We start from the raw sequence: 23,159 nt of genomic DNA, 5'->3' as shown, positions 1-23,159 counted from the left end.
CGTGCGCGATCAGAGCGCGCCGGTCAGTTCCGGCACGACCTGGAACAGATCCCCCACCAGACCGTAGTCGGCGACCTGGAAGATCGGCGCCTCCGGATCCTTGTTGATCGCCACGATCACCTTGGAATCCTTCATGCCCGCCAGGTGCTGGATCGCGCCCGAGATGCCCACCGCGATGTAGAGCTGCGGGGCGACGATCTTGCCGGTCTGGCCGACCTGATAGTCGTTCGGCACGTAGCCCGCATCGACCGCGGCGCGCGAGGCACCCAGCGCGGCGCCGAGCTTGTCGGCCAGCGGCTCGAGCAGCTGGTGGTAGGCGTCGCCGCTGCCCAGGCCGCGACCGCCGGAGACGATGATCTTGGCGGCACCGAGCTCGGGACGCGCGCTCTTGACGATCTCGCGACCGACCAGCGCGGTCACGCCCAGGTCGGCGGCGGCGGCGACCGCCTCGATGGCGGCGGCGTTACCTTCGGCGGCAGCGGCGTCGAACGCGGTGGTGCGCACGGTGATGACCTTCACCGCGTCGGCGCTCTTGACCGTGGCCAGCGCGTTGCCGGCGTAGATCGGGCGCACGAAGGTGTCCGCGGCGTCGACCGCGACGATGTCGCTGATCTGCGCCACGTCGAGCAGCGCGGCCACGCGCGGCAGCATGTTCTTGCCGGCCGGGGTCGCCGGGGCGAGCACGTGGCTGTAGCCGCCGGCCAGGCCCTTGACCAGCTCGGCGACGTTCTCGGCGGTCTGCGCCTCGTACTGGGGCGCATCGCACACCAGCACCTTGGCCACGCCCGCGACCTTGGCCGCGGCCTCGGCCACCGCGCCGCAGCCGGCACCGGCCACCAGCACGTGGATGTCGCCCCCGAGCCTGGCCGCCGCGGTCACGGTGTTGAGCGTGGCGGCCTTGAGCGCCTGGTTGTCGTGTTCAGCAATGACGAGAATGGCCATGTTCAGATCACCTTCGCAACGTTCTTGAGTTTGTCGACCAGCTGGGCCACGTCGGCCACGCGCTCACCGGCGCTGCGCTTGGGCGGCTCGGAGACCTTGAGCGTGGTCAGGCGCGGCGTCACATCGACGCCCAGGTCGCCCGGCTTGACGGTGTCGAGCGGCTTCTTCTTGGCCTTCATGATGTTGGGCAGCGTGGCGTAGCGCGGCTCGTTCAGGCGCAGGTCGGTGGTTACCACCGCCGGCAGCTTCACCGCCAGGGTCTCGAGACCGCCGTCGATCTCGCGGGTGACCGCGGCCTTGCCGTCGGCGATCACGAGCTTGGAGGCGAAGGTCGCCTGCGGCCAGCCCGCCAGCGCGGCCAGCATCTGGCCGGTCTGGTTGGCGTCGTCGTCGATCGCCTGCTTGCCGCAGATCACCAGGTTCGGCTGTTCCTTGTCGCACACCGCCTTGAGCAGCTTGGCCACCGCCAGGGGCTGCAGTTCCACGTCGGTCTCGACCAGGATGCCGCGGTCGGCACCGATGGCCATCGCCGCGCGCAGCGTCTCCTGGCAGGCGGTGACGCCGCAGCTCACCGCCACGACTTCGGTGACCACGCCGGCTTCCTTCAGACGCACCGCTTCTTCCACGGCGATCTCGTCGAAGGGGTTCATGCTCATCTTGACGTTGGCCAGATCCACGCCGCTGCCGTCGGCCTTCACGCGAACCTTGACGTTGTAGTCCACAACGCGTTTGACGGGTACGAGAACTTTCACTCTGCCGCGCTCCTTATTAGTGCTGATTGTCTTGAAGGTCCGTTTTGGCGGACACCGGAATTATGTCACCGCCCCTCCCTGAAGGCACTGCTGCGGAGCAGCACGGCCATACGGGAAAGTATGTCGCATACGGTAGCGTATGGAAGAAGAATCGTCAATACTACGCCGTATGGAAAACACTGTAAAAAAACCGCGCACCCAGCTCGATCGCGATGCCTGGGTCGCAGGTGCCACCGAAGTGCTGGCCGAGGAAGGCATCGCCGGCCTGCGCGTCGAGGTACTCGCCAAGCGCCTGAAAGTGACCAAGGGCAGCTTCTACTGGCACTTCGCGGACCGCCGCGACCTGTTGCTGGCCGTGCTCAGCCACTGGAAGGAAGGCCGGATCCGCGACATCATCAAGCAGACCCGCGCCCAAGCCGGGCGCGAGCTCGAACAGATCTACCACGTCATCGACGTCTACAGCGCCAGCCGCAGCCGGCGCGGCATGATGATCGAGCTGGCGGTGCGCGACTGGGCTCGCCGTGACCCGGAAGCGGGGGCGATCGTCGCCGAGGTGGATGACGTGCGCCTGCGCTGCGCGCGCGAGCTCTTCCTCGCCTGCGGCGTGCCGATGGAAGAGGCCTCCAGCCGCTGCATGCTGCTCTACGCCTACGTGTTCGGCGTATCGCTGATGATCTACGAGAAGTTCGACACCGACGTCGCCCGCCTCAAGCGCGACATCGCCGATCTGATCGCGCGTTCGCTGTCGATGGCGCCCAAGAACGAGGCGGCCTGAGACTCAGCCAGGCGTCCACCCGCCGAGCACCTCGCGCACGTTGCGCCCGGTCGTCCCTACCACCTCCTCGAGGGAATTCCCGCGCAACTCGGCAAGCAGCGCGGCATAGCGCGCAAGGTTGGCGGGGAGGTTGCGCTCGCCCTGCCCCCACGCCGGGGCCATGTCGGGCGCATCGGTCTCGAGCACGATGGCCGACAGCGGCAGCGTGCGTGCCAGCTCGCGGATCCGGCTCGAGCCGGCGAAGCTCATCGCCCCGCCGAAACCGAGCCGGAAACCCAGGTCGATGAACATCTGCGCCTGCTGTCGGCTGCCGTTGAAGGCGTGGGCGATGCCGCCACGCACGCCGATGCGGCGCAGCTGCTTGAGCACCGCATCGACCGCCCGACGCACGTGCAGGATGACCGGCAGATCGTGACGGCGGGCGAGCCTGAGCTGGGCGACGAAGAAATCGAGCTGGCGCGCGGGATCGATGTCGGTAACGAAATGATCGAGGCCGATCTCGCCGACCGCCCTCGCCTCGCCGCGCGCCAGATGCTCGTCGAGTCGCTCCAGATCGTCCTCGTGCGCGTCCATCACATAGAGCGGATGGATGCCAAGGGCCGGACAGACGTCGCAATGCGCCGCTGCCAGCGCGCGCACCGCAGCGAAGCTGCCGCGGTCCACCGCCGGCACGACGAAACCCTGCACGCCGGCTGCGCGCGCCGCGCGCATGACCTCGTCGCGGTCCGGAGCGAACTCGGCGGCGTCCAGATGGACGTGGGAATCGATCAGCATCGCCAGTCACCAGCCGACCAGGCCGGACTCAGCGCCCCTTGAACTCCGGCTTGCGCTTGGCGATGAAGGCGTCGATGCCCTCTGCGGCGTCCTCGCACATCGCGTTGCAGGCCATGGTCTCGGAGGCGAGCTGGTAGGCGGCATCCAGCCCCATCTCGAGCTGCTTGTAGAACATCTGCTTGCCCATGCGGATCGCCACCGGCGACTTGGCGACGATGGCCGCGGCCAGGCCGGCCACCTCGGCGTCGAGCTGCTCGAGCGGGACCACGCGATTCACCAGACCACGACGCCGGGCCTCCTGGGCGTCGATGAAATCGCCGGTCACCAGCATCTCGAAGGCTTCCTTGCGCCCCATGTTGCGCGACAGGCCGACACCGGGCGTGGCGCAGAACAGGCCGACGTTGATGCCCGACACCGCGAAGCGCGCACCCTCCGCGGCAACGGCGAGGTCGCACATCGACACCAGCTGGCAGCCAGCCGCGGTGGCGATGCTGTGCACCCGCGCGATCACCGGCTGCGGCAGCTCGGTCAGCTTCATCATGAACTTGCCGCACAGGCGGAACAGGCGCTGCTGGAATTCCAGCGTGTGGTTGCCGCGCATCTCCTTGAGGTCGTGGCCGGCACAGAAGGCCTTGCCCTCGCCCGCCAGCACGACGACGCGCACGCTGTCGTCGCGCGCGATCTCGTCGACCGCGGCGATCAGCGCCTCGAGCATCTCGAAGGACAGCGAGTTGAACTGCTGCGGGCGGTTCAGCGTCAGTGTCGTCACGCCGCCTTCGTCGCGGCGCAGCAGGATGGATTCACGGGTATCGGTGGTGGTGCTCATGCGGTGGTCTCCTCGCGGTGTGCAGCGGGCATGGGAAAGCGGCCCGGCAATTCCAGTTAACGTTAACGTCAATCGACAATGGACGCCAGCCCCGCGTGATGCGCCGGGGAGTCGGCCTCCCCGGCGTCGCCGAGTCACTCGAACGAGGCGGCGGACTTCGCCTGCTCACGCAGCACGAACTTCTGGATCTTGCCGGTCGAGGTCTTCGGGAGCTCGCCGAAGATGATCCTCTTCGGTACCTTGAAGCCGGCCAGGTGCTCGCGACAGTGGGCGACGATCGCATCGGCACTCGCCTCGACGCCCTCGCGCAGCTCGACGAAGGCACACGGCACCTCGCCCCACTTCTCGTCGGGCAGCGCGACGACCGCCGCCGCCATCACCGCCGGATGCTTGTACAGGGCATCCTCGACCTCGATCGACGAGATGTTCTCGCCGCCGGAGATGATGATGTCCTTGGAGCGGTCCTTGATCTTGACGTAGCCGTCGGGCTGCATCACGGCAAGGTCGCCGGTGTGGTACCAGCCGCCGCGGAAGGATTCGGCGGTCGCGTCCGGATTCTTCAGGTAGCCCTTCATCACCAGGTTGCCGCGGAACATGATCTCGCCCATGGTCTCGCCGTCCCAGGGCACCGGCTCCATGGTGGCGGGGTCCATGACCGTGATGCCTTCCTGGGCGTGATAGCGCACGCCCTGGCGACCGTTCAGCGCCACCTGCTCGGCGAGCGGTAGCGCGCGCCATTCGTCGTGCTTGGCGCACACCGCGGCCGGCCCGTAGGTCTCGGTGAGGCCGTATACGTGGGTGATGTCGAAGCCGATCTTCGCCATGCCCTCGATGACCGCAGCCGGAGGCGGTGCCGCGGCGACCAGGCCGGAAACCTTGTGGTCGATCCCCTTGCGCCACTCAGCCGGGGCGTTGGCCAGCATCGAATGCACGATCGGCGCGCCGCAGTAGTGGGTGACGCCATGCTCGCGGATGGCGTCGAAGATCAGGCGCGGATCGACCCGGCGCAGGCAGACGTTGATGCCGGCGTTGGCCGCCATGGTCCACGCGAAGCACCAGCCGTTGCAGTGGAACATCGGCAGCGTCCACAGATACACCGAATGCGGCGGCATGCCCCAGGACACGATATTGGACATCGCGTTGAGGTAGGCGCCGCGGTGGTGATAGACCACGCCCTTGGGATTGCCCGTGGTGCCCGAAGTGTAGTTGAGCGAGATCGCCTCCCACTCGTCCGCCGGCTGCTCATAGACGAAATCGGGGCTGCCGGACGCGAGCAGCGCCTCGTACTCCAGCGTGCCGATGCGCTCGCCCGGGCCGGTGTATTCGGGATCGTCCACGTCGATGACGATCATGTCGGCGCGGCCCGAGAGCTCGACCGCCTTCTTCACCATGCGCGCGTACTCGCGGTCGGTCAGCAGCACCTTCGCTTCGCCGTGGTTGAGGATGAAGGCGACCGCCTCGGCATCGAGGCGGGTGTTGATGGTGTTGAGCACCGCACCGCAGGCCGGCACACCGAAGTGCGCCTCGAACATCTCCGGCGTGTTGTTGAGGATTGCCGCGACCGTGTCGCCCTTGCCGACGCCGAGCTGCTTGAGCGCGGAGGCCAGGCGCCGCGTGCGGGTGTAGCTCTCGCGCCAGGTGAAGCGCCGCGCGCCGTGGATGACCGCGACCCGATCGGGATAGATGTAGGCGCTGCGCTCGATGAACGTGAGCGGCGTCAGCGCCACGTAGTTCGCCGCATTCTTCTCCAGCCCCGCCGCATAGGGCGACTGTGCGCTTTCGCTCATGTTCGAATCTCCTCCTCGTCCTGGATTGCCGCCGCTAACGGCAGGCTGTTGGTATTGGGGACGCCGTTCGGGGGCCGCGGCATCCGCACGCATTCAACCCGCCGTCGCGTGCGCGGTCAAGCGCACGGGTGCGTTCCGCGGGCGCCACATCCGGATCACGGATGCGTGCCGACGAGGCCCGAGGGGAGACGATTCGACGCGGCCGGCGATCAGGCCGCCGGCGCGCGCACGCTCAATGCGCGGATGTACAGCGCACGCCCGAGCCCCTGCCACTGCCGGCGCTCCTCCTCGAGCGCGGCGGCGGTCAGCGGCAGCTTCTGCAGCCAGCCGGGCGCCGCCGTCACCGTGAAGCCGCGTCCCTCGCGCTGCATGGTGACCGGCGGCAGGCCGCGGGCGTCGCGCGCACGATGGATCACGACCGCCAGCCGCATGCAGGCGATGAGTAGCCAGTCCACGCTGCCCGGGTCGATCGAGGCCACCCGCTCCAGCTTGCCGCGGTGCGACAGCACCAGCCGCGCCAGGCGCGCCTGATCCATGCGCGAGAAGCCGGGCATGTCGGCGTTGGCCACGATGTAGGCGCTGTGCTTGTGATAGCTGGAATGCGCCACCGAAATGCCGATCTCGTGCAGCATCGCCGCCCAGCGCAGGAAGCGGTGGTCGATGTGCGCGGGATCGGCCATCTCCGGCTCGAGCTGGCCGAGCAGCGTGCACGCGGTGTCGGCCACCTGCTGCGCCTGGCGCAGGTCGACGTTGTAGCGCCGCATGAAGGCGCTGACCGTGGCGTCGCGCAGATCGTGGTGGTGGTAGCGCCCGAGCAGGTCGTAGAGCACGCCGAGCCGCAGCGCGCCCTCGGAGAACACCATGTGCTCGAGCTCGAACTCCTTGAACACCGCGCTCATGATCGCGAAGCCGCCCAGGATCACCGGCAGGCGATCGCCCTTCAGACCGGCGAGATCGACCGCATCCACGCTGCCCGCACGCAGCAGCGCCGCCTTCAGCTGCTCCAGCCCTTCGCGGGTGATGCCGCCGCGCGAGAAGCCGTTCTGCTCGAGGATTTCCACCAGCGCCTTGGCCGTGCCGCTCGACCCCACCGCCTCCTCCCAGCCCGCCTCGCGGTAGCTGGCGGAGATCGTCTGCAGTTCGCGGCGAGCGGCGAGCTCGGCCTCCTTCAGGCCGCGCTTGTCGATCCGGCCGTCGGGGAAGAAGCGCAGGCTGAAGCCGACGCAGCCCATGTAGCGCGATTCGAGCAGCAAGGGCTCGAAGCTCTTGCCGACGATGAACTCGGTCGAGCCGCCGCCGATGTCGACGATCAGTTGCTGCTTGTGCGGATCGGGGAGCGTGTGCGCGACGCCGACGTAGATCAGCCGCGCCTCCTCGCGCCCGGCGATGACCTCGATCGGGAAGCCCAGCGCAGCCTCGGCGCGGATCAGGAACTCCGGGGCGTTCTTGGCGACGCGCAGGGTGTTGGTCGCCACCGCCCGCACCCGACCGGCGGGAAAGCCGCGCAGGCGCTCCTGGAAGCGCTGCAGCGCCGCCACCCCGCGCTGCTGCGAGGCGAGATCGAGCTTCTTGTCCGGCGACAGGCCGGCCGCGAGGCGAACCGCCTCCTTCAGTCCGTCGAGGGGATAAATCTGGTCGTTGACGATGCGCCCGACCTGCAGCCGGAAACTGTTCGAACCCAGGTCAATCGCTGCAATCAGATCTTGCATCATCGTTTCGGAAGCTGACGCTCGATGCGCCGAGGGGAACGATTCTATCACCGGCACCGTTCCGGCCGCGGCGTGCGACGAAGCGCATCGGAACGCACGGACACCGCGCCGCTCAAGGCGTACACCGTCATCAAGCTGCAACGAAAGTGTCACATAATCATGAATGCCGCATCGCGCACAGGAATTCCAATGTACACGCCCCGCTCGCCGCTATCCTACCCGCCCGAACACTTCCTCAACCGCGAACTGACCCTGCTGCAGTTCCAGCGCCGCGTGCTCGCCCAGGCCGCCGATGCCACCGTTCCGCTGCTCGAGCGCCTGCGCTTCCTGTGCATCGTGTCGAGCAACCTCGACGAGTTCTTCGAGATCCGCGTCTCCGGCATCAAGGAGCAGATCCGCATCGGCAGCCGCAAGTCGGGCGAGGACGGCATCGCGCCGGCCGAACTGCTCGAGCGCGTCAGCGACGAGGTGCACGAGATCATTTCGGAGCAGTACGAACTGCTCAACGACGACATCCTCCCCGCGCTCGAAAAGGAAGGCGTGGTGTTCCTGCGCCGCAGCCTGTGGACGGAGGCGCAGCGCGCCTGGATCCACGACTACTTCATGCGCGAGGTGATGCCGGTGCTGACGCCGATCGGCCTCGACCCCGCCCACCCCTTCCCGCGCGTGCTCAACAAGAGCCTGAACTTCGCCGTCGAACTCGAGGGCCGCGATGCCTTCGGCCGCGACTCGGGGGCCGCGATCGTTCAGGCGCCGCGCGCGCTGCCGCGGGTGATCCGGCTGCCGCGCGAACTGTGCGCCCAGGAATACACCTACGTGTTCCTGTCCTCGGTGCTGCACGCCCACGTCGGCGAGCTGTTCACCGGCATGAACGTGCTCGGCTGCTATCAGTTCCGCGTCACCCGCAACTCCGACCTGTTCGTCGACGAGGAAGAGGTCAAGGACCTGCGCGCCTCGCTCAAGGGCGAACTGCAACAGCGCCACTTCGGCGACGCCGTGCGCCTGGAGGTTGCGGACAACTGCTCGGACGAGATGGCGAGCTTCCTGCTGCAGCACTTTCACCTGACGCCCGACGACTTGTACCGCACGCCGGGCATCGTCAACCTGGTGCGCCTGATGCAGGTGCCCGACTGGGTCGAGCGGCCCGATCTCAAATACACGCCCTTCGTTCCCGGCCTGCCCAAGGCGCTCGACAAGCGCCGCCAGATCTTCACTGCGATCCGCAGCGGCGACATCCTGCTCCACCACCCCTTCCAGAGCTTCGGCCCGGTGATCGAGCTGCTGCGTGCGGCCGCGGACGATCCCAAGGTGCTGGCGATCAAGATGACCGTGTATCGCACCGGCACCGACTCGGTGCTGATGGAGCACCTCGCCCGCGCCGCGCAGAAGGGCAAGGAGGTGACCGTCGTGCTGGAGCTGATGGCGCGCTTCGACGAGGAAGCCAACATCACCCTCGCCAACCGCCTGGAAGAAGTCGGCGCGCACGTCGTGTACGGCGTGTTCGGCTACAAGACCCACGCCAAGCTGCTGATGATCGTGCGCCGCGAGGACGACGGCCTGCGCCGCTACGTGCACATGGGCACCGGCAACTACCACCCGCGCACCACCCGCTTCTACACCGACTTCGGCCTGCTGACCTGCAACCAGGAGATCGGCGAGGACGTCGCCGCGGTGTTCAAGCAGCTGACCGGGCTGGGCACCGCCACCGAACTGCGCCACCTGTGGCAAGCACCGTTCACCCTGCAGCCCAACGTGGTCGCAGCCATCCGTCGCGAGGCGGAAATCGCCCGCGAGGGGCGGCGCGGCCGCGTGATCGCGAAGATGAATGCGCTGCTCGAACCGGAAACCATCGAGGCGCTATACGAGGCCTCGCAGGCCGGGGTCGAGATCGACCTGATCGTGCGCGGCCCCTGCGCGCTGCGCCCGGGGGTACCGGGTCTGTCCGACAACATCCGCGTGCGCTCGGTGGTCGGCCGCTTCCTCGAGCACCACCGCATCTTCCACTTCCATGCCGACGGCGAAGACCGGATGTACCTGTCGAGCGCGGACTGGATGGACCGCAACTTCTTCCGCCGCATCGAGATCGCCTTCCCGGTGCTCGACCCGCGCCTCAAGCGCCGCGTCATGAAGGAAGGCCTGCGCCCCTACCTCGGCGACAACTGCCAGGCCTGGGACATGCAGTCGGATGGCAAGTACCGCCGCAAGCACCCGCGCAGCATCCGCCGGGCGGCGCAGCTGATCCTGCTGAAGGAACTGGCGGCGAGCAGCTGAAGCCCCTGCCCCGCGGCCACGAAACAGCGGCGGCGCCCTCGGGGCGCCGCCGACTCGAATCGCGCCGGCGGGCGAGTGCCTACTTGCGCTGCGCGTCGATCACGCCCGACACCTCGCGGATCAGCGTGATCGCGCGCTGCACCTGCTTGATGCCGCCGACTTCCATCGTGAAGCGCATGTAGGCGGTGCCCTTCTTGGTCAGGGTATTGACCGCGATCACGTTGAGCTTCTCGCGCGACAGCACTTCCGAGATGTCGCGCAGCAGGCCCTGGCGGTCGCTCGCCTGCACGCTGATGTCGACCTGGTAGAGCGCGCTGCGGTTGTCATGCGCCTTCTCGCCCCACTCGGCGGGGATCACGCGCTCGGGATGCTTACGCGCCAGTTCCTGGAAGTCGGCGCAATCCACGCGGTGGATCGAGATGCCGCGACCGCGGGTCACGAAGCCCTCGATCGCATCCGGCGGCGCCGGCTTGCAGCAGCGCGACAGCGAGGTCATCAGCTTGCCGACGCCGACGATGAGGATCTTGTCCTGGTTGTCACCCGAGCGGCTGCGGCTGACCACGAACTCCGGCTGCACCTCGGCCGCCGGTTCCGGCGCATGGCCCTCGCGCAGCGCGGTCTGCACCGCGCGCGGCCCGACCTCGCCGCGCCCCGCGGCCAGGTACAGTGCTTCGGCGTTCTTGAAGCCGAGGCGCTCGGCCAGGCCGTCGATGTTGGCCTGGCCGTGGCCGTCGCGCTGCATCTCCTTGGTGACGAAGCTGCGCCCGCGATTCAGCAGTTCCTCTTCGTCGAGCTGGGCGAAGTACTGCTTGATCTTGGTGCGCGCACGCGAGGTCGCGACGTAGCCCTGGCGCGAATCGAGCCAGTCGCGCGAGGGCCCGCCTTCCTTGGCGGCGACGATCTCCACCGTCTGTCCGCTGTCGAGCCGGGTGTTGAGCGGCACCAGATGCCCATCGACCTTGGCGCCACGGCAGTGATGGCCGAGGTCGGTATGCAGGCGGTAGGCGAAGTCCACCGGCGTGGCGCCGCGCGGCAGGTCCACCACCTTGCCTTGCGGCGTCAGCACGTAGAGCGTGTCGTCGAGCGACGCACGCTTGAACTGCTCCATCCAGTGCGCCGAGTCGGTGACCTCGTCCCGCCACGACAGCAGGTTGCGCAGCAGCGCGATCTTCTCGTCGTAGTCGCCGCCGTCCTTCGCGCCTTCCTTGTAGCGCCAGTGCGCCGCGACCCCGAGCTCGGCGTGCTTGTGCATGTCGAAGGTGCGGATCTGCACCTCCAGCGCACGCCCGTCGCCCGCCAGCACCGCGGTATGCAGCGACTGGTAGTTGTTGCCCTTGGGCTTGGTGATGTAGTCGTCGAACTCCTGCTGGATCGGCTGCCACATCTGGTGGACGATGCCGAGCACCGTGTAGCAGTCCTTGATCTCGGGCACCAGCACGCGCAGCGCGCGGATGTCGAAGACCTGCGAGAAGTCGAGCCGCTTCTTCCGCATCTTGTTGTAGATGCTGTAGATGTGCTTGGCCCGTCCGGTGATGTCGGCCTCGATGCCGACCGCGGCGAGCTCGCGCTTCAGGCGCTCGATCGCGTCGTGGATGAACTGCTCGCGCTCGACGCGACGCTCGTCGAGCATCTTGGCGATGCGCTTGTAGGTCTCGGGCTCGATGAAGCGGAAGGACAGGTCCTCCAGCTCCCACTTGATCTGCCACACGCCCAGCCGGTTGGCGAGCGGCGCGTAGATGTCCAGGCTCTCGCGCGCCACATCGACGCGGCCCTCGCCCGGCAGCTCGGTGTAGTAGCGCAGGGTCTGGGTGCGCGAGGCCAGCCGCACCAGCACGACGCGGATGTCCTCCACCATCGCCAGCAGCATCTTGCGCAGCACCTCGGTCTGCGCGCGGATCTCCGGGGCCGAGGTGGTCGCGGTGAGACGGGTGAGCACGCGCAGGCCGTTGAGCTTGTGCAGGCCGCGAACCAGCCCGGCGACGGCGGCGCCGAAACGCGTGCCGATCTCCTCGTTCGGATCGTCGAGTTCGTCCCACACCGCGAACAGCAGCGCGGCGAGCCGCGTTTCGGCGTCCATGCGCAGCGAGGCGACGATCAGCGCCGCGCCCAGTGCGTGCGTCCAGGTCGATTCGCCTGTGCCGAGGACCTTGCCCTCGTACAGGTCGGCGATCCAGTCCAGGGCCTGCTCGATGCGCGCGCGCTCCTGCGGCTCCAGGCCGGCGGCGAGCAGGTCGATCGGGGGCGCGGTATCGCCCGGGGCGATGGCATGAGTGACGGAAACCATGGCTGCAATTATCCCACATCGGGCAGTCGCTCGATGCGGGCATCCGTCACCGCCGCGCGGTCGGCTGCGTGCGCCGGCGTTCCGCCACCACGTCCGCCCTGTGCGATGATCCCCGCACATCGCCGCCCATCCTGCCCCGCCACGCCGACTCCATCGACATCCAATGCTAGGCTTCGTCCGCCGCCTCCTGGGCCTCACGCCGACCGCCCCCGAAGTACCCGCCGAGCAATGGCGGCGGGTCGAGCGCACCCTGCCCTTCCTCGCCCGCTTACGGCCGGAAGAGCGCCAGCGCCTGCGCGAGATGGCGCTCGAGTTCCTGCGCCGCAAGGAATTCCACGGCGCACAGGGCCTGCAGCTCGACGACGACGTGCTGCTCGCGATCGCGCTGCAGGCCTGCCTGCCCGTCCTCAACATCGGCCTGCAGGCCTACGACGGCTGGGTCGGGGTCGTGGTCTACCCCGGTGACTTCGTGATTCCCCGCCGCACCGTGGATGAGGCCGGCGTGCTCCACGAGTACGACGACGAGGTGCTCGGCGAGGCCTGGGAGGGCGGGCCGGTGCTGATCGCGTGGTTCGACGAGGCGGATGGCCCCTCTGGGGTGAACGTGGTGATCCACGAGTTCGCGCACAAGCTCGACATGGAGAACGGCGGCGTCGACGGCCTGCCCCGCCTGCGCCCGGGCATGTCCCGCCAGGCCTGGGCCGAGGCCTTCGGCCGCGCCTACGAGGACTTCTGCGCCGAGGTCGACAGCGGCGTCGACACGGAAATCGATCCCTATGCAGCCGAACACCCGGCGGAGTTCTTCGCCGTGGTCTCCGAGGTGTTCTTCGAGGCGCCCGACCTGCTCAAGCGGCGCTTTCCCCAGGTCCATGCGCAGCTGAGCCTGCTCTACGGCCTCGACCTCGCCGCCCGGCCCCCAGCGGATCCGTTCTCCGACGAGGCCCCTTCACCCTCTCCGGGAGCGCCCTCATGAGCGAGCGCAGGCGCCTGCTGATCGTCTTCCACACCCAGAGCGGCAACACCGGACGGCTCGCCGATGCGGTGGTGAACGGCGCGCACCGCGTCGACGACGTCGACACCGTGATGAAGCGCGCCTTCGATGCCGGCACCGCGGACCTGCTCGCCTGCGACGGCCTGCTGCTCGGCACCCCGGAAAATTTCGGCTACATGTCGGGCGCACTCAAGGATTTCTTCGACCGCAGCTATTACCCCTGCGAGGGCAGGCTCACCGGCCTGCCCTACGCGGTGTTCGTCAGCGCCGGCAACGACGGCACCGGCGCGGTGCGCGAGATCGGCCGCATCGCCCGCGGCTATGGCTGGAAGGAAGTCGCCGAGGCACTGATCGTCCGCAAGGGGATCACGCCCGCAGACCTTCTGCACGCGGAGGAGCTCGGCGAGGGCTTCGCCGCCGGGCTGGCGATGGGTGTGTTCTGAGCCCGCTTGCATTTCGCGCAAGCCTGTTTCACAAAATGGAAACGAACGGGATTGGCAGACGCTACCGACCTGGCCTAAGCTGCAAGTGCTTCTTTCGCTCGAATGCATCGCGTCCGCAGCCGCGGACGAACCGATTGAAATCGAAAGGGAGATCTTTTATGGCCATTACCTGGATTCTGGTTGCCAACGCCAGCCTGGCAAAGTTGTACGAGAACATGGGTCCCAACAAGGGACTGAAGCTGGTCAGGGAACTGATCCATCCGGAAAGCAGGCAAAAGAACGGCGAGCTCGTTTCCGACCGCTCGGGCGCCATGGCGGCGACCGGGGCAGGAGGCGGATCGATGCAGCCGCAGACGATGCCGAAGCAGCACGAAGCCAAAGTATTCGCACAGGAGATCGCCCAGGCGCTCTACCAGGGCCGCACCAGCAACGCGTTCAAGCGCGCCATCGTGGTCGCCCCGCCCGCCTTCATGGGTCTGCTCAATGCGGTCATCGACGGCCCGACCGCGCAACTGATCACCGACCGCTTCGAAAAGGACTACACCAAGACACCCGAGAACGAACTCGGCGAACGACTCGGCTCCACGATCTTTCTCTGACCCGGGAGGACCTTTCGCAAGTGTTTCAGACCTGCCCTGACACTCGCCGAAGGCCGGATGGCCAGACGCAAAGGAGGACGTGTTTGAACGTAGCGCAGAGGATTGGACTGACCTGCTGAACGCAACACCAGATCAAGGATATCGTCTCCACTCGCGAGACCGGAGCGCCGGAAGGCGGCTCCAAAGAAAACGGGGCGCTGTGCGCCCCGTGCCCTTTTCAGGGCTTCAATCTCGGGCCGTTTCCGGCCTGCCATCGGCGAGAGCCCAGCGTCCAAGCACCCGATAGTGCGCGCCATCCGCGGAACGCTCGGATGCGACCAGCACGAAGCTCGCCACCGGCCAGCGCAGCGGCGGCGCCTCGGCGTGCCCGGGCGAACGCAAGGCATTGCGGACCAGGGTCACGTGCGGATTGAACGCACGCGCGTCGAGCTCGAACCCGGCTGCGCGCAGGCGCGCGGAAAGCTCCGCGGCCAGCGCCTGCAAGGGCGGCGGGACCGTCTCGCAGCCCGACCACAGGACACGGTGACCGTGCCAGCCACCCACCCGGTCAAGCTCGAGTGCGAAACGCTCACCGCGTACCGCGCCCGCGACCTCTTCGAGCACTTCCAGCCGCGCCGTGGCGACATCGCCCAGGAAGGCGAGGGTCATGTGAACCGTGTCGCGCCGCATCAGCCGCCCGCCGCATTCGGCCCGCAGGGCGCGTCCGCGCGCATGCAGGGCCGCCGCGGTGGCGGCATCGGGCCACAGCGCGAAAAAGGCGCGCATCCGCTCCGCCGGCATCGGACCCGATCGCAGCGCGGCGGGCGGACGCGCGTTCACGCCGCGCGCGCGAGCATCGCCACCACCTGGGCGGCGATGCCCTCGCCGCGCCCGGTGAAGCCGAGCTTCTCGGTGGTCTTGCCCTTGATGTTGATCGCAGCAGGATCCATCGCCAGGTCGGCGGCGATGTTGGCCACCATCGCCGGCGCATGGGGCAGCACGCGAGGCGCCTTGCAGATCACGGTCGCATCGATGTTGACCACCTGCCAGCCCGCCGCGCGCACGCGGGCGAAGGCCTCGCGCAGCAGCACGCGGCTGTCGGCGCCGGCATGGGCGGGATCGGTGTCGGGGAACAGGCGGCCGATGTCGCCCAGTCCGGCGGCGCCCAGCAGTGCGTCGGTGAGCGCGTGCAGCAGCACGTCGGCGTCGGAATGGCCGAGCAGGCCGTGCGCGAAGGGAATGCGGACGCCACCGACGATCAGCGGACGGCCGGGGACCAGGGCGTGCACGTCGAAGCCCTGGCCGATGCGGAACGGAAAACTCATCTGTCGTGTCCCTGGCGATGTTTGAGGATCCACTCGGCCAGATGCAGGTCGAGCGGATAGGTGACCTTGAGGTTGGTCGCGTCGCCCTGCACCAGGCGCGGACGCAGGCCGGCAGCCTCGATCGCGCTCGCCTCGTCGGTGACGTCCTTGGCGTGCTCGAGCGCGCGGCGCAGCATCACGTAGCGGAACATCTGCGGCGTCTGCGCCTGCCACAGGCTGTCGCGCGGCACCGTCTGGAGCACATGGCGGCGCTCGTCGGCGCGCTTGAGGGTGTCGGCGACCGGGACGGCGAGCAGACCGCCGACCTCGTCGTGCGCCAGCTCGCGCACCAGCGCCTCGATGTGCCAGTGCGCCAGGCACGGACGCGCCGCGTCATGGACGAGGATCCAGTCGGTCTGCGCCACCTCGCCGGCGATCGCGCGCAGGCCGCCGAGCACGCTGTCGGCCCGGGTGGCGCCACCGCAGAACAGCGGCCGCAGCTTGGGGCCGAGCATCGACCAGTCGTGCCGCGCCCACTCGGCATCGTCCACCGAAAGCACGACGAAGACCTGGTCGATCTCCGGCGCCGCGCACAGCACCGCCAGCGCATGGTGGATCAGCGGCCGCCCGAGCAGCGGCAGGTACTGCTTGGGTCGTGCCGCGCCCATGCGCGAGCCGCTTCCGGCCGCGGGCACGATGGCGAAATGTCGGGGCTGGAAGTTGTGCATGGGCGGCATTCTATCCGGGCACGGCCGGTGTGCGCCGCCTGCACGCCGGCGGCGAAGGCCTATAATGAATTCGTTCCCCGACAGGCTCCGTTTCGAGGCAAACCGATGGCGCTGGCTTCCATTCGTCCTCCGGCCGTGGCCGGGCAGTTCTACCCCGGCGACGACCGCGTGCTGCGCACGCAGCTCGCCGAGATGCTGAGCACCGCGGTCGCGCTCGAAGACGCGCCGACGCCCAAGGCGATCGTCGTGCCGCACGCCGGGTACATGTATTCCGGCCCGGTGGCCGCGAGTGCGTATTCGCTGCTCGCACCGATGCGCCACATCGTCCGCAGGGTGGTGATGCTGGGCCCGACCCACCGCGTGGCGATCCGCGGCTTCGCCCTGCCCGCGGCGCAGGTGTTCGCAACTCCGCTCGGCGAGGTGCCGCTGTCGCGCGCCGACTGGATGGCCCTGCAGGCGCGTGACGACGTCATGGTGGACGACCGTCCGCACGCCCTCGAGCACTGCCTCGAGGTACAGCTTCCCTTCCTGCAGATGACCCTGGAGCGCTTCGAGATCGTCCCGGTGCTGGTCGGCGACGCCCCGGCACAGGCGGTCGCAAGCCTGATCGAGCAGCTGTGGGGCGGCCCGGAGACGCTGATCCTGATCAGCTCGGACCTGTCCCACTACCTGAGCTATCGCGAGGCGCAATGGTCCGACCGCGCGACCGTGGAGCAGGTCCTCGAGCTGCGCCCCGGGCTGGATCACGAGCAGGCCTGCGGCGCGACGCCGATCAACGGCCTGCTGATCGCCGCCCGCGACCACCACCTGCGGCCGCACCTGCTCGACCTGCGCAATTCCGGCGATACCGCGGGCGATCGCTCGCGGGTCGTCGGCTACACCAGCATCGCCTTCTGTGAAGCGGAACCCTCCAACCATGCCCGACACTGAGCTCGGCCCCATCCTGCTCGGCCTCGCCCGCCGGGCGATCGCCCACCGCCTCGGTCGCGGTCCCGCACCGACGATCCCCGACGACCCGCGCCTGCGCGAGAAGGGCGCCACCTTCGTCACGTTGACCATGGACGGCGAACTGCGCGGCTGCATCGGCAGCCTGCGACGCTCGCGCGCACTTGGGGAGGACGTGATCCACAACGCGGTCGCCGCGGCGATGGAAGATCCGCGCTTTCCGCCGCTGTCCGCGGCCGAGTTCGACGCGGTGACGGTCGAGGTTTCGCTGCTGTCCGAGCCCGAGTTCCTCGATTTCTCCGGCGAGCAGGCGCTGCTCGCCCAGCTGCGCCCCGGCGACGACGGCCTGATCATCTTCTCCGGCTGCCGCAGCGCGACCTTCCTGCCCCAGGTGTGGGAGCAGCTGCCCGAACCGCAGCAGTTCCTCGCCGCGCTCAAGCACAAGGCCGGCCTGCCGACCAACCGCGAGGTGGCCGGGCTGATGGCCGCGCGTTACCACGTGCGGAAATGGAAGGAGACCGAGGCGGAGGCGTCATGACATCCATCGCTGCGCCCATCGCCGACATCGGCAGCCGCCATCCCGCGCGCTACTGGCACCGCCTCGACGATGGCCGCTACCAGTGCGACCTGTGCCCGCGCCTGTGCAAGCTGCACCCTGGCCAGCGCGGCGCCTGCTTCGTGCGCATGCGCGAAGGCGACGACATGCTGCTGACCACCTACGGGCGCAGCTCGGGCTTCTGCATCGACCCGGTCGAGAAGAAGCCGCTCAACCACTTCTACCCCGGCAGCAAGGTTTTCTCCTTCGGCACCGCGGGCTGCAACCTGGCGTGCAAGTTCTGCCAGAACTGGGACATCTCCAAATCGCGCGACCTCGACACGCTGATGGACCAGGCCTCGCCGCAGGAGATCGTCGACACCGCGTTGCACTGGGGCTGCCACAGCGTCGCCTTCACCTACAACGACCCGGTGATCTTCGCCGAGTACGCGATGGACGTCGCCGACCTGTGCCGCGAACGCGGCCTGAAGACCGTGGCGGTGACCGCCGGCTACATCTCCGAATGCGCGCGCACTGACTTCTTCTCTCGCATGGACGCGGCCAACGTCGACCTCAAGGGCTTCACCGACGACTTCTACGTCAAGCTGTGCGGCGCCCACCTGCAGCCGGTGCTCGACACCCTGGTCTGGCTGCAGCACGAGACCGAGGTCTGGGTGGAGCTCACCACCCTGCTCATCCCCGGACACAACGACTCGGACGCCGAGATCGCCGCGCTGTCCGCCTGGGTGCGCAAGGAGCTGGGGGCGGACGTGCCGCTGCACTTCAGCGCCTTCCATCCCGACTTCAAGATGGCCGACGTCCCGCCGACGCCGCCCGCGACGCTGAGCCGCGCACGCCGGATCGCGCTCGATGCCGGCCTGCACCATGTCTATACCGGCAACGTCCATGACACCGAAGGCGACACCACGCACTGCGCGCGCTGCGGCGAAACCCTGATCGTGCGCGACTGGTACGAGATCCGCCGCTACCGGCTGAACGCCGACGGCGCCTGCCCGAACTGCGGCGCGCACCTGGCGGGTCGGTTCGGCGCGGTGGGCGCCGCGGTCGACGACGCCTTCGGCGCGCGCCGCATTCCGGTCGCCATCCATCGCCAGGCGGGCGGAGACCGGCCGCAGCCCTGAAGCGCTGCGCGCGCCGTTTCAGATCAGTCGCGGAAGCGGACCCACGCCTCGAGCGGCTCGCGCTCGGTCCGCAGGCCGTTTTCCGGTGCGTCCGGGTCGGCGTAGCCGAGTGACATGCCGCAGATCAGCGTCTCGCTGTCCGGAATGCCGAGCTCCTGGCGGATGATGCGATGGAACTGGATCAGCGCGACCTGCGGGCAGGTGTCGAGGCCGCGCGCCTTTGCCGCCAGCATCACGTTCTGCAGGAACATGCCGTAATCGAGCCAGGAGCCCTGCTCCATCACGCGATCCACGGTGAAGATCAGCCCCACCGGCGCATCGAAGAAGCGGTAGTTGCGCGCGAACTGCTCGTGCATGCGCTTCGCGTCGCCCTTCTGGATGCCCAGCAGGCCGTAGAGCTGCATGCCCACCTTGCGCCGGCGGTCGATGTAGGGCGAGACCCACTGCTTCGGGTAGTACTGGTAGGGATCCGAGTGCGTCGCCGCCTCCTCCGGATCGTCGAAGGCCGCGAGCAGGCGTTCGCTGACCCGGGCCTTGGTTTCCCCGCTCAGCGCCCACGCCTTCCACGGCTGGATGTTGGTGCCCGAGGGCGCACGGGCCGCCACGGAGAGGATCTCGGCGACCGTTTCCCGCGCCACCGGCTGCGGCAGGAACGCGCGGCAGGAGTAGCGGCTGGTGATGACCTCATCGACTGTGGACTGGCGGGACGTCGTCATGTTCGAACCTTTCTGTCTGGGCCGGCTGCAGCGGCAGCCGACCGATGTGGGGGCGTCGAATGGTCGGTCGATGTGACGTTAACGTCAACGCCGCGAGACGAAACAAGCCCGCATGAGCGGCCAGCCGCTCTCCTATAATCGAGACCTTCGAACGCCGGACAGGCGCGCTTGTCTCCTGTGTCCGGCCGCGCTTTCCTCCCGCCCCATGCCCACTTCGCTCGATTCGCTACTCGCCCGGCTCGCCACCCAGAAGCCGCCCAAGCCCGGTGCCCGCCTCGACCTCGATGCCCTCGCCGGCTCCGCCGACGCGCTCGCCATCGCCCAGCTCGCCGCCCGCGGCCGCATGCTGGTGGTGATCACCGCCAACCCGCTCGACGCCCAGCGCCTGCAGGAAGAAATCGCCTGGGTCGCGCCCGGCCTGCGCGCGCACCTGCTGCCCGACTGGGAGACCCTGCCCTACGACAACTTCTCCCCCCACCAGGACCTGATCTCGGAGCGACTGTCCACGCTCTATGCGATCTCCCGCGGCGAGACCGACCTGGTGCTGGTGCCGGCCTCGACCGCGCTCTACCGCATGGCGCCACCCGCCTACCTCGCCGCCTACACCTTCTTCCTCAAGCAGGGCGAGAAGCTCGACGTCGAGCAGTTCAAGGCGCAGATGGCGCTCGCCGGCTACGCCCACGTGACGCAGGTGGTGAGCCCGGGCGAATTTTCGGTGCGCGGCGGGCTGGTCGACCTGTTCCCGATGGGTTCGCCGCTGCCCTTCCGCATCGACCTCTTCGACGACGAGGTCGAGAGCATCAAGACCTTCGACCCCGACACCCAGCGCACGGTGTATCCGACCAAGGAGATCCGCCTGCTGCCGGCGCGCGAGTTCCCGCTCGACGACAAGGGGCGCACGCGCTTTCGCAGCCGCTTCCGCGAGACCTTCGAGGGCGACCCGACACGGGCCTCGATCTATAAGGACGTCTCCAACGGCATCGCCCCGGCCGGCATCGAGTACTACCTGCCGCTGTTCTTCGACGACACCGCCACGCTGCTCGACTACCTGCCCGCCGAGACGCCGGTGCTGCTGCACCGCGACGTGCCGGCGGCGATCGCGGAGTTCTGGAAGGACACCCGCTCGCGCCACGACCTGCTCAAGGGCGATCGCACCCGGCCGGTTCTGGCGCCCGAGCAGCTCTTCCTGACCGACGAGGCCTTCTTCGTCGCGCTGAAGAACCTCCCGCGGCTGGCGATCGGCACCGAAGCCACCGGTGAGACCGCCGATGCCCTTGCCCTGCCCCCGCCCGAGGTCGCAGTCGAGCGCAAGGCCAGCGACCCGCTGCACAAGCTCAAGGCCTTCCTCGACGGCTTCGATGGTCGCGTGCTCCTGCTGTCGGATTCGCCCGGCCGGCGCGAGACCATGGCCGAGTTCTTCGCCGAATACGGCGTCAAGCCCGAGGTCAGCGCCGATTTCGGCGCCTTCCTGGATTCGGACGCGCGGCTCGCGCTCGGCGTCGCGCCGCTCGCGCGCGGCTTCGTGCTGCCCGCGGCGAAGCTGGCGGTGCTCACCGAGACCGAGCTCTACGCCGCCACCGCCCGCAGCCGCGCCCGCCGCGACGCGCGCAAGGCCGCCACCATGGAGGGCTGGCTGCGCGACCTGTCGGAACTCAAGATCGGCGACCCGGTGGTGCACGTCTCGCACGGCATCGGTCGCTACCTCGGCCTCATCCACATGAATCTCGGCGAGGGCGACACCGAGTTCCTGCACCTGGAATACAACGGCGGCGACAAGCTCTACGTGCCGGTGTCGCAGCTGCACGTCATCACCCGCTATGCCGGCGCCGACCCGGAAGCGGTCGACCTGCACCGCCTCGGCTCCGGCCAGTGGGAAAAGGCCAAGAAGAAGGCCGCGATGCAGGTGCGCGACACCGCCGCCGAGTTGCTCGCGCTCTACGCCCAGCGTGCCGCGCGACCGGGCCATCGCTTCGACTTCAAGCAGCACGACCTCGAAGCCTTCGCGGAAGGCTTCGGCTTCGAGACCACGCCCGACCAGCAAGCGGCCATCGACGCGGTGGTGACCGACATGAAGTCCGGTCGCCCGATGGACCGCCTGGTGTGCGGCGACGTCGGCTTCGGCAAGACCGAGGTCGCGCTGCGCGCCGCCTTCATCGCGGTGGCCGACGGCAAGCAGGTGGTGGTGCTGTGCCCGACCACGCTGCTCGCCGAGCAGCACTACCAGACCTTCGCCGACCGCTTCACCGACTGGCCGATCAGGATCGCCGAGCTGTCGCGCTTCAAGTCCGCCAAGGAGCAGGCCGAGGCCCTGCAGCAACTCTCCGAAGGCAAGGTCGACATCATCATCGGCACCCATCGTCTGCTGCAGAAGGACGTGGTGTTCAAGCGCCTCGGCCTGGTGATCATCGACGAGGAGCATCGCTTCGGCGTACGCCAGAAGGAGGCCTTGAAGCAGTTGCGCTCCGAGGTCGACATCCTGACGCTCACCGCCACCCCGATCCCGCGCACGCTGGGCCTGGCGATGGAGGGCCTGCGCGAGTTTTCGGTGATCGCCACGCCGCCGCAGAAGCGCCTGTCGATCAAGACCTTCGTGCAGCCCTCCAGCCGCGGCGTGATCCGCGAGGCGGTGCTGCGCGAGTTCAAGCGCGGCGGCCAGGTGTACTTCCTGCACAACGAGGTCGACACCATCGACAACATGCGTAACGACCTCGAGGAGCTGCTGCCCGAGGCGCGCATCGTCGTCGGCCACGGCCAGCTGCCGGAGCGCGAGCTCGAGCGCGTGATGCGCGACTTCACCCAGCAGCGCGCCAACCTGCTGCTGTGCACCACGATCATCGAGACCGGCATCAACATCCCCACCGCCAACACCATCATCATCAACCGCGCCGACCGCTTCGGCCTCGCACAGCTGCACCAGTTGCGCGGCCGCGTCGGGCGCAGCCACCACCAGGCCTACGCCTACCTGCTCACCATGCCCGGTGCCAAGCCCACCGCGCAGGCGCAAAAAAGGCTGGAAGCGATTGCGATGATGGAAGACCTCGGCTCCGGCTTCTACCTGGCGATGCACGACCTCGAGATCCGTGGCGCCGGCGAGGTGCTGGGCGAGAACCAGTCGGGCGAGATCCAACAGGTCGGCTTCAGCCTGTACACCGAGATGTTGAAGCGCGCGGTCAAGGACCTGCAGGCCGGCAAGGAGCCCGACCTGTCGCAGCCGCTGGAGGTCGTGTCCGAGATCAACCTGCACACCCCGGCCCTGCTGCCCACCGACTACTGCCCCGACGTGCAGGAGCGCCTGACCCTGTACAAGCGCTTGGCCAACTGCGACACCGAGGACGATCTGCGCGCCCTGCAGGAAGAACTGATCGACCGCTTCGGCGAACTGCCTGCGCAGACCGCCGCGCTGATCGAGACCCACCGCCTGCGCATGCTGGTCAAGGACTACGGGGTGAACAAGCTGGATGCCTCCGACGCGCAGATCAGCGTGCAGTTCGCCAAGGACGCGCCGATCGACCCGGTCAAGGTGATCTTCCTGATCCAGAAGGACCGCAGCACCAAGATGGCCGGCCCCGAGAAGCTGGTGCGCCGCGCCAGCCTGCCCAACCTCAAGGAGCGGGTGAAGGCGGTGAGGGACCTGCTCGACGCGGTGAAGGCATAAGC

The 23,159-nt window shown here is 68.3% G+C and carries 20 protein-coding genes; 9 read left to right on the top strand and 11 right to left on the bottom strand.

Annotated features, from left to right (window positions below):
- Positions 1 to 9: 9 nt before the first annotated feature.
- Together CKCBHOJB_RS09810 and CKCBHOJB_RS09805 are read right to left on the bottom strand one after the other, a co-directional pair.
- The gene (locus CKCBHOJB_RS09810; protein WP_281048498.1) at positions 10 to 942 is read right to left on the bottom strand and encodes an FAD-binding protein; all 933 of its coding nucleotides are present in this window, start codon (positions 940 to 942) and stop codon (positions 10 to 12) included.
- A gap of 2 nt (positions 943 to 944) precedes the next feature.
- Positions 945 to 1,694 carry an electron transfer flavoprotein subunit beta/FixA family protein gene (locus CKCBHOJB_RS09805; RefSeq protein ID WP_281048497.1) on the bottom strand — a complete coding sequence of 250 codons (750 nt, stop codon included), beginning with the start codon at positions 1,692 to 1,694 and terminating at the stop codon, positions 945 to 947.
- A 169-nt stretch (positions 1,695 to 1,863) separates the two neighbouring features.
- Between CKCBHOJB_RS09805 and CKCBHOJB_RS09800 the strand changes: the two genes are divergently transcribed.
- Entirely contained in the window at positions 1,864 to 2,469 is a 606-nt protein-coding gene (locus CKCBHOJB_RS09800; protein WP_281048496.1) for a TetR/AcrR family transcriptional regulator, read from the top strand.
- 3 nt (positions 2,470 to 2,472) lie between these two features.
- Here CKCBHOJB_RS09800 and CKCBHOJB_RS09795 read toward each other — a convergent pair whose 3' ends face one another.
- The 4 genes from CKCBHOJB_RS09795 to ppx form a co-directional block, all read right to left on the bottom strand.
- Entirely contained in the window at positions 2,473 to 3,243 is a 771-nt protein-coding gene (locus CKCBHOJB_RS09795) for a TatD family hydrolase (protein ID WP_281048495.1), read from the bottom strand.
- Between the two features lie 28 nt (positions 3,244 to 3,271).
- The gene (locus CKCBHOJB_RS09790; protein ID WP_281048494.1) at positions 3,272 to 4,069 is read right to left on the bottom strand and encodes an enoyl-CoA hydratase; all 798 of its coding nucleotides are present in this window, start codon (positions 4,067 to 4,069) and stop codon (positions 3,272 to 3,274) included.
- Positions 4,070 to 4,203: 134 nt separating this feature from the next.
- Entirely contained in the window at positions 4,204 to 5,856 is a 1,653-nt protein-coding gene (locus CKCBHOJB_RS09785; protein WP_281048493.1) for an acyl-CoA synthetase, read from the bottom strand.
- Between the two features lie 209 nt (positions 5,857 to 6,065).
- A complete protein-coding gene (ppx, locus tag CKCBHOJB_RS09780; protein WP_281048492.1) occupies positions 6,066 to 7,568 on the bottom strand; it encodes an exopolyphosphatase in 1,503 nt (500 codons plus the stop codon).
- A 186-nt stretch (positions 7,569 to 7,754) separates the two neighbouring features.
- Here ppx and ppk1 point away from each other — a divergent pair, with 186 nt between their 5' ends.
- Positions 7,755 to 9,836, top strand: coding sequence for a polyphosphate kinase 1 (gene ppk1, locus CKCBHOJB_RS09775; RefSeq protein ID WP_281048491.1), 2,082 nt, complete (start codon positions 7,755 to 7,757; stop codon positions 9,834 to 9,836).
- A 79-nt stretch (positions 9,837 to 9,915) separates the two neighbouring features.
- On the opposite strand, the gene CKCBHOJB_RS09770 is transcribed toward ppk1, so the two are convergent.
- On the bottom strand, positions 9,916 to 12,120 hold the full coding sequence (locus CKCBHOJB_RS09770) for a bifunctional (p)ppGpp synthetase/guanosine-3',5'-bis(diphosphate) 3'-pyrophosphohydrolase (protein ID WP_281048490.1): 2,205 nt from the start codon (positions 12,118 to 12,120) through the stop codon (positions 9,916 to 9,918).
- A gap of 163 nt (positions 12,121 to 12,283) precedes the next feature.
- Between CKCBHOJB_RS09770 and CKCBHOJB_RS09765 the strand changes: the two genes are divergently transcribed.
- From CKCBHOJB_RS09765 to CKCBHOJB_RS09755, 3 genes are all read left to right on the top strand, one after another.
- Positions 12,284 to 13,093 (top strand): M90 family metallopeptidase, encoded by an 810-nt coding sequence (locus CKCBHOJB_RS09765; RefSeq protein ID WP_281048489.1) that lies wholly within the window; start codon positions 12,284 to 12,286, stop codon positions 13,091 to 13,093.
- Positions 13,090 to 13,554 (top strand): NAD(P)H-dependent oxidoreductase, encoded by a 465-nt coding sequence (locus CKCBHOJB_RS09760; RefSeq protein ID WP_281048488.1) that lies wholly within the window; start codon positions 13,090 to 13,092, stop codon positions 13,552 to 13,554. Before CKCBHOJB_RS09765 ends, CKCBHOJB_RS09760 begins: the two co-directional genes overlap by 4 nt.
- A gap of 158 nt (positions 13,555 to 13,712) precedes the next feature.
- Positions 13,713 to 14,153: a host attachment protein gene (locus tag CKCBHOJB_RS09755; protein ID WP_281048487.1), complete on the top strand. Its 441-nt coding sequence runs from the start codon at positions 13,713 to 13,715 to the stop codon at positions 14,151 to 14,153.
- A 225-nt stretch (positions 14,154 to 14,378) separates the two neighbouring features.
- Here CKCBHOJB_RS09755 and thpR read toward each other — a convergent pair whose 3' ends face one another.
- The 3 genes from thpR to ispD are packed head-to-tail and all read right to left on the bottom strand — an operon-like array spanning position 14,379 to position 16,164.
- A complete protein-coding gene (gene thpR / locus CKCBHOJB_RS09750; RefSeq protein WP_281048486.1) occupies positions 14,379 to 14,918 on the bottom strand; it encodes an RNA 2',3'-cyclic phosphodiesterase in 540 nt (179 codons plus the stop codon).
- 50 nt (positions 14,919 to 14,968) lie between these two features.
- Positions 14,969 to 15,457, bottom strand: coding sequence for a 2-C-methyl-D-erythritol 2,4-cyclodiphosphate synthase (ispF, locus tag CKCBHOJB_RS09745; protein ID WP_281048485.1), 489 nt, complete (start codon positions 15,455 to 15,457; stop codon positions 14,969 to 14,971).
- Positions 15,454 to 16,164: a 2-C-methyl-D-erythritol 4-phosphate cytidylyltransferase gene (gene ispD, locus CKCBHOJB_RS09740; RefSeq protein WP_281048484.1), complete on the bottom strand. Its 711-nt coding sequence runs from the start codon at positions 16,162 to 16,164 to the stop codon at positions 15,454 to 15,456. The genes ispF and ispD overlap by 4 nt, the downstream gene beginning before the upstream one ends.
- A gap of 105 nt (positions 16,165 to 16,269) precedes the next feature.
- Between ispD and amrB the strand changes: the two genes are divergently transcribed.
- The 3 genes from amrB to amrS are packed head-to-tail and all read left to right on the top strand — an operon-like array spanning position 16,270 to position 18,786.
- Positions 16,270 to 17,094, top strand: a complete 825-nt coding sequence (amrB, locus tag CKCBHOJB_RS09735; protein ID WP_281048483.1) for an AmmeMemoRadiSam system protein B — start codon at positions 16,270 to 16,272, stop codon at positions 17,092 to 17,094.
- Positions 17,081 to 17,647 (top strand): AmmeMemoRadiSam system protein A, encoded by a 567-nt coding sequence (gene amrA / locus CKCBHOJB_RS09730; protein ID WP_281048482.1) that lies wholly within the window; start codon positions 17,081 to 17,083, stop codon positions 17,645 to 17,647. The genes amrB and amrA overlap by 14 nt, the downstream gene beginning before the upstream one ends.
- A complete protein-coding gene (gene amrS / locus CKCBHOJB_RS09725) occupies positions 17,644 to 18,786 on the top strand; it encodes an AmmeMemoRadiSam system radical SAM enzyme (RefSeq protein WP_281048481.1) in 1,143 nt (380 codons plus the stop codon). The genes amrA and amrS overlap by 4 nt, the downstream gene beginning before the upstream one ends.
- Positions 18,787 to 18,809: 23 nt before the next feature.
- On the opposite strand, the gene CKCBHOJB_RS09720 is transcribed toward amrS, so the two are convergent.
- Positions 18,810 to 19,502, bottom strand: coding sequence for a nitroreductase (locus CKCBHOJB_RS09720; RefSeq protein WP_281048480.1), 693 nt, complete (start codon positions 19,500 to 19,502; stop codon positions 18,810 to 18,812).
- Between the two features lie 205 nt (positions 19,503 to 19,707).
- Between CKCBHOJB_RS09720 and mfd the strand changes: the two genes are divergently transcribed.
- Positions 19,708 to 23,157: a transcription-repair coupling factor gene (gene mfd, locus CKCBHOJB_RS09715; RefSeq protein ID WP_281048479.1), complete on the top strand. Its 3,450-nt coding sequence runs from the start codon at positions 19,708 to 19,710 to the stop codon at positions 23,155 to 23,157.
- Positions 23,158 to 23,159 lie beyond the last annotated feature (2 nt).

Source organism: Thauera sp. GDN1 (assembly GCF_029223545.1).
Classification (GTDB): domain Bacteria; phylum Pseudomonadota; class Gammaproteobacteria; order Burkholderiales; family Rhodocyclaceae; genus Thauera.
This window is presented reverse-complemented; position numbering and strand designations above follow the sequence as displayed.